General features: G+C 68.6%; 11 protein-coding genes. 8 read left to right on the top strand and 3 right to left on the bottom strand.

Annotated features, from left to right (window positions below):
* Window positions 1-48: 48 nt before the first annotated feature.
* The 8 genes from ACYVF3_RS26880 to ACYVF3_RS26845 all read left to right on the top strand — a co-directional run bounded on the left by ACYVF3_RS26880 (window position 49) and on the right by ACYVF3_RS26845 (window position 6156).
* Window positions 49-1032 (top strand): mechanosensitive ion channel family protein, encoded by a 984-nt coding sequence (locus tag ACYVF3_RS26880; RefSeq protein ID WP_461157044.1) that lies wholly within the window; start codon window positions 49-51, stop codon window positions 1030-1032.
* 299 nt (window positions 1033-1331) lie between these two features.
* On the top strand, window positions 1332-1637 hold the full coding sequence (locus ACYVF3_RS26875; protein ID WP_461157043.1) for a hypothetical protein: 306 nt from the start codon (window positions 1332-1334) through the stop codon (window positions 1635-1637).
* 320 nt (window positions 1638-1957) lie between these two features.
* On the top strand, window positions 1958-2191 hold the full coding sequence (locus tag ACYVF3_RS26870; protein ID WP_461157042.1) for a hypothetical protein: 234 nt from the start codon (window positions 1958-1960) through the stop codon (window positions 2189-2191).
* Window positions 2158-2691 (top strand): WXG100 family type VII secretion target, encoded by a 534-nt coding sequence (locus tag ACYVF3_RS26865; protein ID WP_461157041.1) that lies wholly within the window; start codon window positions 2158-2160, stop codon window positions 2689-2691. Before ACYVF3_RS26870 ends, ACYVF3_RS26865 begins: the two co-directional genes overlap by 34 nt.
* The gene (locus tag ACYVF3_RS26860; RefSeq protein ID WP_461157040.1) at window positions 2688-3074 is read left to right on the top strand and encodes a hypothetical protein; all 387 of its coding nucleotides are present in this window, start codon (window positions 2688-2690) and stop codon (window positions 3072-3074) included. The genes ACYVF3_RS26865 and ACYVF3_RS26860 overlap by 4 nt, the downstream gene beginning before the upstream one ends.
* A 199-nt stretch (window positions 3075-3273) precedes the next feature.
* Window positions 3274-3657, top strand: coding sequence for a globin (locus tag ACYVF3_RS26855; RefSeq protein WP_461157039.1), 384 nt, complete (start codon window positions 3274-3276; stop codon window positions 3655-3657).
* Window positions 3658-3692: 35 nt separating this feature from the next.
* The gene (locus ACYVF3_RS26850) at window positions 3693-4754 is read left to right on the top strand and encodes an alpha-amylase family glycosyl hydrolase (RefSeq protein ID WP_461157038.1); all 1062 of its coding nucleotides are present in this window, start codon (window positions 3693-3695) and stop codon (window positions 4752-4754) included.
* A gap of 91 nt (window positions 4755-4845) precedes the next feature.
* The gene (locus tag ACYVF3_RS26845; protein ID WP_461157037.1) at window positions 4846-6156 is read left to right on the top strand and encodes a heparan-alpha-glucosaminide N-acetyltransferase domain-containing protein; all 1311 of its coding nucleotides are present in this window, start codon (window positions 4846-4848) and stop codon (window positions 6154-6156) included.
* Window positions 6157-6220: 64 nt separating this feature from the next.
* Here the strand turns inward: ACYVF3_RS26845 and ACYVF3_RS26840 are convergent, their stop codons facing one another.
* The 3 genes from ACYVF3_RS26840 to ACYVF3_RS26830 all read right to left on the bottom strand — a co-directional run bounded on the left by ACYVF3_RS26840 (window position 6221) and on the right by ACYVF3_RS26830 (window position 12280).
* Window positions 6221-6862 (bottom strand): hypothetical protein, encoded by a 642-nt coding sequence (locus ACYVF3_RS26840; RefSeq protein WP_461157036.1) that lies wholly within the window; start codon window positions 6860-6862, stop codon window positions 6221-6223.
* Entirely contained in the window at window positions 6855-7280 is a 426-nt protein-coding gene (locus ACYVF3_RS26835; protein WP_461157035.1) for an acyl-CoA thioesterase, read from the bottom strand. Before ACYVF3_RS26835 ends, ACYVF3_RS26840 begins: the two co-directional genes overlap by 8 nt.
* 65 nt (window positions 7281-7345) lie before the next feature.
* Window positions 7346-12280 (bottom strand): NAD-glutamate dehydrogenase, encoded by a 4935-nt coding sequence (locus tag ACYVF3_RS26830; RefSeq protein ID WP_461157130.1) that lies wholly within the window; start codon window positions 12278-12280, stop codon window positions 7346-7348.
* Window positions 12281-12310: the final 30 nt, after the last annotated feature.

Below are 12310 nucleotides of genomic sequence, written 5' to 3'. Positions count from 1 at the left end.
GCACGGCGAACCCCGACGATCGACAGCACGTGGAGAACCCCCGTACCCATGAACCTGCCGCTCTTATCCCAGCCGCCGACGTGCGACCCGACCGAGCGCTGGTGCCAGGCGGTCTTCGACTGGACCCAGAACGCGTGGCTGGCTTCCTACGCCGACCTGCTCATCGCCAAGCCGTTGCAGATCCTGATGGTGCTGGTCGTAGCCTTCGTGGCGCGATGGCTGCTGCACCGCACGATCAACCGCCTGACCCGGGGCAACGGCAAGCCGCCGAAGCTGCTCTCGCCGCTGCGCGAGCGCCGCGGTGACAGCCTCACCTCCGAGCTGCTCTCCGAGCGGCGCAGGCAGCGCGCCAAGACCATCGGCTCGGTGCTGAAGTCGCTCACCTCGTTCGTGATCTTCGGCCTGGCCGTCATATACATCCTGCAGATCCTGGGTGTGCAGATCGCCCCGGTGCTGGCTTCGGCCGGTGTGCTGGGCGTGGCGGTCGCCTTCGGTGCCCAGAACCTGGTGCGGGACTTCCTGTCCGGGATGTTCATGATGGTCGAGGACCAGTACGGCGTCGGTGACGTCGTGGACCTGGGCGAGGCCTCCGGTTCGGTCGAGGCGGTGGGCCTGCGGGTCACCACGCTGCGCGACATCAACGGCACCGTCTGGTACGTCCGCAACGGCGAGATCCTGCGGGTCGGCAACTCCTCGCAGGGCTTCGCGGTCGCGGTCGTGGACTTCCCGATCTCGCACAACTCGGACGTGCAGAAGGCCATCGAGGTCGCGGGCAAGGTCGCCACCGACGCCGCCGCCCGCGAGCCGCTGTCCAAGGACGTCCTGGAGCCCCCGGAGATGCTGGGCGTCGACCAGATCACCTCGGACACGGTCACCCTGCGCCTGACGGTGAAGGTCAGGCCGGGACGCCAGTGGGCGGTCCAGCGCAGGCTCCGCGTGGACGTCAAGCGCGCCTACGACGACTCGGCCATCGAACCCCCGTACCCCAACGGCCGCCCCCTACCACCCAGCACGGTCTCGACGACGAGCTGACCAGCGAGAGATCCCCCGGCCGACCCCATCGGCCGGGGGATCTTTGCTCTGCGGGGGGTCGTGCTCCAGGCTGTTTCAACGCCCTATTCATCGACCTCGGCCGCTCTGCGACCTGAGGCTTCCGACAAGCAGTGTGGGCAGGCTCATGAACGGTAACGCGTCCAAAACCGCCCCAGGCGAGCGCCGTTCCCTATAGCGTGACTTGCCGTCGATCCTCGTCTGATTACCAGAACAAGGTGCCTGGTTGCTCGCGCAATGCGTCAGGTGGCTCTTTTGTGTTGTAAAGAAAGGCTGGAGTGGTGGCGCCCGAAGCAGCATCCAATCCTGAAACCACACCTCCTAAACCGGTCGTTGATTGGCGCGCCGACTGGCGCCGGAACCACCGGGGCCTCTACATCCTGCCAGCGATGGCGATCATTGTATCGGCGTTCCTGCTACTTGATGAATTGTCGATTTATCGGCTTCTCGCGGGATTGATGGGCGTACTCGGCATCGTGGTCAATTACTTCGGTGGCCGTGTTGTCAAACCCTGGCAGGTCCTCGTCCTCCTGCCCCTGGCGGTCAGCTTGGCGTTCGCCGCGTTCTGGGTTTCCGGACTGGACTGATGGGATTCCACGCAGAGCCTCGGCGGATACACGACTGCGCCAAAGTCTTACGGTCTGATGGCGAATCGACGGGCCACGCCGCAGATTACGCGCGAACCACGGTGAACCTCGAGTCCGAGAACGGTGCGGCCCTCGCGTACGTGGCTGACCGGCACCGTGAGGTCACGCAGGCACTCGGGGAGGCATTCTCACACCTCGCGCAGCTGCTCGACAGCGCCAGTCACGAGCTGGAAGCATCCGCGGACCTGTACCACGAACTCGACGAAGATCAGGCAACACGGCTTGATCAGCAATATCCACGGTAAAGCGCAGGAGGAGACGTGCCCGTCGAGCCCATCGCAGCCCCGGCGGTGCTCACACCGCCGAACCCCAGCGAGCCCATCCCGAAACTCGCTGATGAGATCCTGAGCATCTCCGACTACATTTCACCCTCGCACTGGATGTTGATCGCCGCCAACGAGATCTTCGGTTTCAACCCAGCCGAGGAAGCCGCCAAGTTCGTCGCAGGCGACTGGAACGGATGGCCGAGGCTGAAGACGTATTCACAAAGTTGAAGTCATTCGAACAAGCAGTTGCGCGGAACATCGACACTGCGACGGACGAAATGTTCGGAGGCTGGTCAGGCGAAGCAGCTGATGCCGCGCACAGCTATTTTTCTCAGCTTTCCAAAGCTATGAGCGAGCACGCCACAGCAATCAATTCCCTGGCTGAGCAATACCACAACACAGCCTACGGCGTGTGGGCCATCTGCAAATCCATGGTTTCCACGCTCGAGATGCTCGCGGACATTCTCATTGGCCTCGCTCTGGAACTCGCAGCTACCGCATTGCTGTCCGAGACCGGCGTCGGCCTAATCGCGGGAAGCGCAATTGCCGCATACTTGGTGTTCAAAGCGAACAATACGTGGATGAAGGTCCTCGACCTTCAAGGAAAGATGATGATTGCCGTTACCGGGTTTTCTGGATCCGCAGGAGCAGCAGTAAGCACGCTCCGCGGGTTGACGGAGGTACCTCTGCCTGGCGAGCAGTACGACAACAAGAGCGTTGGGCCATGAGCGAGAAGGACTTTACGCGCGGTTTTGCTGGCGGAGACGAGGCAGCAGCGCGCCACCTCCATGACCGTTTCCGCATCATCCAAGAGCGTTCACCCGACCCGACCGTCCGAGCCCTGGCCGGCCGGGTCGTCAGTGGTGAGCTCGGCCCTCGCGAAGCGATGCGTGCCCCTGCATTTGCGAACTTCCTCGCCACGAGCGTTCAGAAGGGGATGCAGAAGGTCAACTCGATGAGCGAGGACGAGCGGAAGAAGCACGCCGAGCGTGGCGAGCGGGAATTCCAGGAAGTCGGAGTTGAGAAATCCGGCGAGCCTGCCCAGGAAATCAACGACGATGACTACTTCCAGCAGGATTCGTGGCTCGAATCCGTTGACGGAGATCAATAGCCTCCTGGCAGGGCACGGGCACAGGGCGCGGGAGTCCTCCGTACGGCAACGGACTGGAGCCGGGGTCAGCGGCCGAGATCAGGGGACGGGCTTCACCACCTCGTAACGCACGGTGACCGAGAGTCGTCTCACGCAGCACCACGGACAGCACCTGACCGACCACTGAAACGTCCAGTTCCGCACCTGAGAGGATGGAAGGGTGACTTCCGTGGAGAGTTTCTACGAGCAGGTCGGCGGCGAAGCCACCTTCCACAAGATCGTGGCCCGCTTCTACGAAGAGGTGGCCAAGGACGAGCTGCTGCGCCCGCTCTACCCCGAGGAAGACCTCGGGCCGGCGGAGGAGCGGCTGCGGCTGTTCCTCATGCAGTACTGGGGTGGCCCGCACACGTACTCCGACCAGCGCGGACACCCGCGGCTGCGGATGCGGCACGCGCCGTTCAAGATCGGCCCGGCCGAGCGCGACGCATGGCTTCGCTGCATGCGCATCGCCGTCGACGAGGCCAAGCTGAAGCCGGAACACCGCGACCAGCTCTGGCAGTACTTGGAGATGGCCGCCAATAGCATGATCAACTCGTGGTTCTGAGCGGCGGACCCGATCTAGGAGCGAAGGACCTGGAGATGCGGCAGGTGGGCACGCGGGCTGACCACGGCGAACGACCGTGGTGGTACGACGCGGTCTGCTATCAGATCGACGTCGGCGCGTTCGCCGACGCCGACGACGACGGCATCGGCGACCTCGACGGGATCCGCGGCAGGCTCGGCTACCTGGAACTGCTGGGCGTCGACGCCATCGTGCTGGCCGGCATGGCCGGTACGGACCCGGCCTCCCCCGCCCTCGACCGGCTGCTCGGCGAAGCCCACGGCAACGGGTTGCGGGTGCTGCTGGCGATGGACGTCGACCCCTCGCGCACCGAGCCCGGCCCGGTGCTGCGGCCCTGGCTGGACCACGGGATCGACGGGTTCCACCTGGCGCCGCGCAACGACCCGGCGGACGCGGTCGGCGCGGTGCTGGCCGACTACCCCGACCGCGTCGTGATCGGCAGCGGCACCGGCAACTGGCAGCTGCTGTTCGGCCTGGACCTGGCCGTGGCGGGGTTCTCGGCGGGCCCCGTGCAGAAGGCGATCACGACGGTCCTGGACTCCACCGGCCCCCGCCCGGCGTGGGCGATGGCCAGCCGGGACAGCACGCGCATCCGCGACCACGCCGCGTTGACGCCGGTGCGCGCGATGGCGATGGTGCAGCTGGCCCTGCCGGGCGCGGTCTGCCTGCGGCACGGCGAGGAGCTGGGTCTGCCCGGCACCGAGCGGATCAGGATGCCGTGGGAGGGCCTGATGCGGCCGTTCGGCTTCTCCGCCGCGCGGGCCGACTGGTCGGCGATCCCGCACGACTGGGTTCACTTCACCGTCGAGGCGCAGCTGGAGGACGAGGAGTCCACCCTGTCGCTGTACCGGCACGCCTTGGAGATGCGGGCGACGCACCCGGCGTTCACCGGCGACGAGGTCGAGTGGTTCGGCGCCCCGGAGGACTGCTTCGCGTTCCGGCGCGTCGGCAGCACCCTGATCTGCGCGCTGAACACCTCGGCGGAACCGGTTCCGCTGCCTCCCGGCGAAGTGCTGCTGAGCTCTCGACCGCTGGTCGAGGGCGAGCTGCCGCCCGGCAGCGCCGCGTGGCTGGTGTGAGCGGGGCCTCGCAACACGCGGGCAGGTGACCGGAGGCCGGGAAGCGGTGGGTAGATTTCCGGTCATCGTCCCCCGAACTCAGCTGGATGCCATGACTGCTGTTGCGCCCGAACGGAGTTCATCTCGGCGGGCGCGGGCGACCACCGCCGGGAGGCCGGGCCGACTGGTGGGCGTGGACGTCGCCCGGTTCGTCGCCGTGTTCGGCATGTTCTGCATCCACTTCGGCGTGCCGTTCGCAGACGGCTCGCCCGAGGTGCTGGTGGCGCAGTTCTTCTCCGGTCGCTCGACCGCGTTGTTCACCTTCCTCGCGGGTGTGTCGCTGGCCCTGATGACCGGGCGCACGACGCCGCCGACCGGCCAGGCGTTGCGCGATGCGAAGCGGCGGGTCGCGGTGCGCGCGGCGGTGCTGCTGGTGCTCGGGTTGGCGCTGGCCAAGGCGACCGAGGCGACCGGGTTCCTGCTGACGGTGATCATCCCGTTCTACGGCTTGTACTTCCTGCTCGCGGTGCCGTTCCTGCGGCTGCGCGCACGCGGCCTGATCATCGCGGCGGCGGTGAGCGCCGCCGTCGGGCCGCAGCTGTCCTTCGTGCTGCGCGGCTGGATCGCCGAGGACACTCCCCTGTCGGCGCTGGTCTCGATGGTCAACAGCATCGACCCCGGCCACCTGATCGCCCACGAGGGCCTCTTCGACCTGCTGCTTCTCGGGTTCTACCCGGCCGCGTCGTACCTGCCGCTGGTGCTGGCGGGACTGGCCGTCGGCCGGTTGGACCTGAAGTCCCTGCGGGTGCGCGTGCGGATCGGCGTGATCGGCCTGGTGCTGTCGCTGGTCGGCTACCAGGCGTCGTTCCTGCTGGTGCGGGTCGGCCCACCGAGCCCGGTGGAGGGCACGATCCCGGTCGGGCACCCGGAGTGGCTGCTGGCGGCCAACGCGCACAGCGGGACCACCTTCGAGCTGCTGGGCGCGGGCGGGATCGCGCTGCTGGTGCTGGCGATCTGCCTGGAGCTGTCGGACCGGACGGGCCGCTGGCTGACCCCGCTGGCCAAGGCCGGGTCGATGGCGCTCACCCTCTACGCCGCGCACGCGCTGGCGCTGGCCTGGCAGATCATCACCGGCGGCTGGCCGCTGAGCGGCGTCCCGGAGAACCTGGCGCACCTGGCCAGCATGGGTCCGGCACTGCCGATGGACGACCCGGACCTGCCGTGGTTCCCGCGCGACGGCCACCAGCCGGAGGGCCTGGTCGCGCTCATCAACACCTTCATGCCCGAGGTGTTCCTGGTCGCCACGTTCGCCTTCACCTACGGCTGGCGGCGCTTCTTCCGCCGCGGCCCGTTGGAAGCCCTGGTCAGCGACATCGTCCGCTGGGCCACGACATCCCGGAACCCGCAGCGCACCACCCCCTGACGACGACCGCGGGGTCGGCAGCGAGGGGAAGTTCTCATGAAAACTTCCCCGCTCAGGTCAGCGCTCAGATCAGCAGCGGCAGCAGGGCGTGGCGGCGGCGGACCACGGCGCCGTAGCGGGAGTCGAGGCGCAGCCAGGAGTCCGTGGCGCTCACCCGCACGATCTCCGACTCAGCGGGGGTGCCGACCAGGAATCCCATGCCGGACAGGACGAACAGGCAGCGCAGCGGGACCTTCACGTCGTAGCCGGAGCCGTGGACGGTGAAGACCTCCTGGTCCAGCAGCGACGCGGGCGGCGTGCCCTTCGGCCCGACGTTCTCCTTGGCCACGTCGATGCCGCGTTCCGCGACCTCACCGACGAGCTGGGCGGGCAGGTCGTCGACGCGCTTCCACCCGGTGGCCGGCGGCAGCTCCGAGCGCCACAGCAGGTCCTTCGGCGCGCCGGGGTCCATCACCTCGCCGCCTGCGACGGTCAAGGTCGCCAGCAGCTCGTTCCCGGAGACCGTCAGGTCGGCGGGGTCGACAGCGCCCTCCACGACCCGGGTGGACAGCGCGTCGAACGGGGTGGCCGCCCACACGTCCATCCGGTCGGTGTCGGGGCGGTTGCGCATCCGGACCACGGTCTGGGAGTCCAGCCGGACGGCGCGGGCGACGAACGCACCCAGGTCGTCGCGCTCGACCCGGTCGGGCATGCGGAGTTCAGGCACGACCCGACTCCAACTGCTCGGCGCGCCACTCCGCCAGGAATCCGCTCTCGTCCTCGGTGAGCCGGCGGGGCCGTCCCGCGTTCAGGTCGTAGGGCACCATCAGCGTTTCCGCAGTGCACACGGCTTCCTGCGCGAACGCCGTGTAGTCGATGGTGAACGACGCGGCCTTGAGGTCCCGCACCGACATCCGGACCTGCAACGACTTGGCCGCGTAGAGCAGCGGCGCGTGGTAGTCGATGACGACCCGGGCGACCACCATGCCCTCGGCCATGCCCACCAGGCCCTGCCGCTCCGCCGCGGTGAACAGCAGATCGGCTCGTGCCTCCTCCAGCAACGTGATCGTCCTGGCGTGGTTGACGTGGCCGAACGCGTCCATGTCGGACCAGCGCAGGGCTACCTCGGCTACGTACGCGCCCACAGGGCCTGTCCCTCCTACCCGGTTTCGGGGGTGGCGGTTCCGGCTGGAACCGCCACCCCCTGCTGTCACCGCACCATGCTGCGCAGCTGACGCGCCGCCACCGACAACGTGGCCAGGTCAAGCCGCCCGGAGCTGACGATCTGCTCCAGCGACGAGTTGGCCCTCGCCAGTCGCGCCGCGTTCGTCGACTCCCACCGCGCGATCTTCTCCTCCGAACCGTCCTCCGGCTCGGAGGTGCGCAGGACGTCGACGGTGATCGCCCGCAGCGATGCGTAGAAATCATCTCGCAACGCCAGCCTAGCCAGTGCGTGCCACCTGTTGCCGCGTTCCAGCTCGTTGACCGCGATGAGCATCCGCTCGACGTCCAGGTGCGCCCACAGCGCGTAGTACAGCTCGGCGCTCTCGCGCGGGCTGCGCTCGGCCGCGATGCCCGCGTCGCGCTCGGCGAGCTCGGCGACCTCCCGGATGTCCAACAGCGCGTAGGCGTCGAGCAGCACCGCCACCCGTTCGGCCAGCTCGTTGGGCACACCGGCCGCGACCCAGCGCTCGATCTGCTCGGTCACGCCTTCGGCGGCCCGGCCCCCGAGCAGTCCCCGCACGGTCGGCCGCAGCTCCTCGACGACCGGCCGGAACCGGGTGATCTCGGCGCCGATCGCCAGCGGCTGCGGCCGGTTGGTCAGGATCCAGCGGGCCGCCCGGTCGAGCAGGCGCCGCGTTTCCAGCACCATCTCGTCGGCGACCGCGATCGGCACCGACCCGCCCAGCGCGTCGATGTCGGCCCACAACCGGGGCAGGTCGTAGACGTTGGTGACGACCGCGAACGCCCGCACCGCGTCGCTGGTGGAGGCGCTGAGCTCCTCGGCCAGCCGGTAGGCGTAGGAGATGCCCGCGCCGTCGACCATCTCGTTGACCAGCAAGGTCGTGATGATCTCGCGGCGCAGCGGGTGCGCGGCGATGGCATCGCCGTAGCCCTCCCGCAGCGGCTGCGGAAAGTACTCCGGGAGCCGCTCGGCGAACGCTTCGGTGTCGGGCAGGCCGCTGGCCAGGACGTCCCGCTTGAGCTGGAGCTTGACGTGCGCCATCAGCGTCGCCAGTTCCGGCGAGGTCAGGCCCTCACCGGCCTTCTCCAGGTCGCGGAAGCCCTTCTTGGTCGGCAGCGCCTCCAGCTCGCGATCCAGGCCCGCGGATTCCTCCAGCGCGGCGACCTGCCGGGCGTGCACCGGCAGCATCGGTCCGGAGTGCGACCGCGAGATGCCCAGAACCCCGTTCTGGCTGTGGTTGTCGGCCAGCACGAGCTCGCCGACCTCGTCGGTCATCTCGGCGAGCAGCTCGTTGCGCTGCGGGCCGGTGAGCCTGCCGTCGGTGACCAGGTGGTCCAGCAGGATCTTGATGTTGACCTCGTGGTCGGAGCAGTCCACACCGGCGGAGTTGTCCAGCGCGTCGGTGTTGACCTTGCCGCCCTCGCGGGCGAACTCGATGCGCCCCAACGAGGTCAGACCGAGGTTGCCGCCCTCGCCGACGACCTTGACCCGCAGGTCGCCGCCGTTGACGCGCACCGCGTCGTTGGCCTTGTCGCCGACCTCGGCGTGCGACTCGGTGGCCGACTTGACGTAGGTGCCGATGCCGCCGTTCCACAGCAGGTCGGTAGGTGCCAGCAGGATGCACTTGATCAGCTCGGCCGGCGCCAGCTTGCGCACCGACTCGTCGATGCCCAGCGCCTCCCGGATCTGCGGGTTCAGCGGGATCGACTTCAGCGACCGCGACCACACGCCGCCGCCCTCGCTGATCTTGCCCCGGTCGTAGTCGTCCCAGGTGGAACGCGGCAGTTCGAACAGCCTGCGCCGCTCGGCGAAGGACACCGAGGCGTCCGGGTTCGGGTCGATGAACACGTGCATGTGGTTGAACGCGGCCACCAGCCGGATGTGCTCGGACAGCAGCATCCCGTTGCCGAACACGTCACCGGCCATGTCGCCGACGCCGACGACCGTGAACTCCTCGCTCTGGGTGTCCACGTCGAGTTCGAGGAAGTGCCGCTTGACGCTCTCCCACGCACCCCTGGCGGTGATGCCCATGGCCTTGTGGTCGTAGCCGACCGAACCGCCGGACGCGAAGGCGTCACCGAGCCAGAAGCCGCGCGACTGGGCGACCTCGTTGGCGATGTCGGAGAACGTCGCCGTGCCCTTGTCGGCCGCGACGACCAGGTACGTGTCGTCGCCGTCGTGGCGCACCACGTTCTGCGCCGGGGCCACCTCGCCGCCCACCAGGTTGTCGGTGAGGTCCAGCAGGCCGGAGATGAACATCCGGTAGCAGGCCACGCCCTCGTCCTGGGAGGCCTTGCGGTCCACGGCCGGGTCGCCGGTGGTGACGGGCGGGCGCTTGACGACGAAGCCGCCCTTGGCGCCGACCGGCACGATCACCGCGTTCTTCACCGCCTGGGCCTTGACCAGGCCCAGGATCTCGGTGCGGAAGTCCTGCGGCCGGTCCGACCAGCGCAACCCACCGCGCGCCACGGAACCGAAGCGCAGGTGCACGCCCTCGACCCACGGCGAGTACACGAAGATCTCGAACTGCGGCCGGGGCTCGGGCAGTCCCGGGATCTCGCGCGGCTCCAGCTTGAAGGCCAAGAACGGGCGCTCGCGCTCGGCCACGTCGACGAAGTAGTTCGTGCGCAGCGTGGCCCCGATCAGGCTGAGGTAGCTGCGCAGGATCCGGTCCACGTCGAGGCTGGTGACCTCGTCGATGAGCTCGTTGACCGACTCGGTCAGCTCGGCTTCGCGCGTCTTGCGGTCCGCTTCGCCGATCGCCGGGTCGAACCGGGCCTCGAAGAGCCGCACCAGCGCGGTCGTCGTGTTGCGGTGCGCGAGGATCGAGTCCTCGATGTAGTCCTGCGTGTAGGCGATCCCGACCTGGCGCAGGTACTTCGCGTAGGCGCGCAGCACGGCGGCCTGCCGCCAGTTCAGCCCGGCCCGCAGCACCAGCGCGTTGAACCGGTCGACCTCGGCATCGCCGAGCCAGACCGCGCGGAACGCGTCCTCGAAGCGCTGCCGGAGCGAGTCCAGCAGCTGCGGGTCGGTGCTGTCGAGCAGACCGGAGTCCAGCCGCAGCCCGAAGTCGTAGATGTAGAACCGGTTTCCGGAGTTCTCCAGGGTCAGGTCGTAGGGCCGTTCGTCGACGACCTCCACGCCCATGCTCTGCAGCACCGGCAGCACCCGGGACAGCGTGACCCGCTCGCCGACGTAGAGCTTGAACCGGCGCTGACCGGCGCTCGCGTCACGCGGGACGTAGAAGGACATGCGCAGGTCGTCGGGGCCCTTCAGCGACTCCAGACGACGCAGGTCCCGCAGGCCCTCGGCAGCGGTGAAGTCCTCCTTGTAGGCCTCCGGGAACCCGGACGCGTAGTCCTGCCCGGCCTGGCTGATCGCCTCGGACAGCGCACGGGCCGGCCCGCCGCCCGCTCCCCTGCCGGAGCGCTCGGCGTCGAGCTCGGTGACCATCTGGTCGTCCCAGGTGTGGATGGCCTCGTCGAGCCGCTGCTGGATGCGCCCGAGGTTGGGCTCGACCTGGTCCTCCGGGTCGGTGTGCACCACGAAGTGCACTCGCGCCAGCGTGGATTCGCCCACGCGGGTGCTGTACTCCAGGCCGGTGCCGCCGAGCTCGTCGAGCAGCACCTCTTGCATCGCCAGCCGCGAACTGGTCGTGTAGCGGTCGCGCGGCAGGTAGACCAGGCAGGAGAAGAACCGGCCGTAGGAGTCGCGCCGCAGGAACGGCTTGAGCTTGCGCCGCTCGGCCAGCGCCAGCACGCCGGTGATGGTCTCCTGCAGCGTTGCGAAGTCCGTGGACAGCAGCTCCGTGCGCGGGTAGCTCTGGATCTCCTCCAGCATGCGCTGACCCGAGTAGGACTCCAGCGGGAATCCCGCGCGGTGGATGACCTCTCGCACCCGGCGTTCCACGAACGGGATGTCGAGGACGTCCTCGTGCAGCGCCGTGGTGGTGAACAGGCCCAGGAACCGGTGCTCGCCGGTGACCCGGCCCGACTCGTCGAAGGTCTTGACGCCCACGTAGAACGGGTGGACCGGACGGTGCACTGTGGACTGAGCACCGGCCTGGGTGAGCACCAGCAGGTCCTTCGACAACGCGCTGGAGTCCGGCCCGGTGGTCAGGCTCCGCGAGGCGACGCTGTCGCTGCGCAGCACGCCCAGCCCGGAGGCCAGCACGGCCTGCAGCGCATCGCCGTCGTCCTCGACCAGCTCGTAGTGCCGGTAGCCGAGGAAGGTGAAGTGCCCGTCGGCCAGCCAGCGCAGCAGCCCGGCACCGTCGGTGACGTCCTCGTGCGGCAGCGGCGGCGGGTTCTTCTCCAGCTCGTCGGCCAGCGACCGGGCGCAGGAGAGCATCCGCTCGGTGTCCTCGACGACCTCGCGCACGTCGTTGAGGACACCGCCGAGGTCCTGCTTGAGGGCGGTGAGCCGCTCCGGGTCGACGACCTGGCCGACCTCGACGAACATCCAGCTCTCCGCCATGGCGCCGGACGGCGGGTCGGACGGGTCGGCCTCCGGGAGGACCTCCAGCAGCTCGCCGGCGAGGTCGCGCCGGACGACGACGATGGGGTGGATCACGCGCAGCACGTCGGCGTTGTCGCGGCCGAGCTCGGCGATCAGCGAGTCCACCAGGTACGGCATGTCGTCGGTGACCGTCTGGACCACGGTGGCCTGGCTGTGCCACCCGTGCTCATCGCCCGTCGGGTTGAAGATCTGCACCAGGGGGCGGCCGGCGGCGCGGGTCGCGGCCAGCCGGTGGTGCGATCTGAGGGCACCGACCAGGTCGTTCGGGTCGTCGTCGACGAGTTCTTCGGCCGGGACGTGGCGGTAGTAGGTGCGCAGCAGCTCGCCGAGTTCGGGGGCGAACTCGACGGCTCGGTCCAGCAACCGCCGCTTGGCCAGTTCGGGGTTCTCGGACTGCTCGCCGGCCGTTCCGGTGTGCGCTTGTCCGGGATTCGAGGTCATGTCAGGCAGCTCCACGCTTTACGGCACCTC

The sequence above is a fragment of the Saccharopolyspora tripterygii genome, assembly GCF_054778355.1.
Note: the sequence above shows the minus strand (reverse complement) of the source record. Positions and strands in the feature narration are given on the sequence as shown.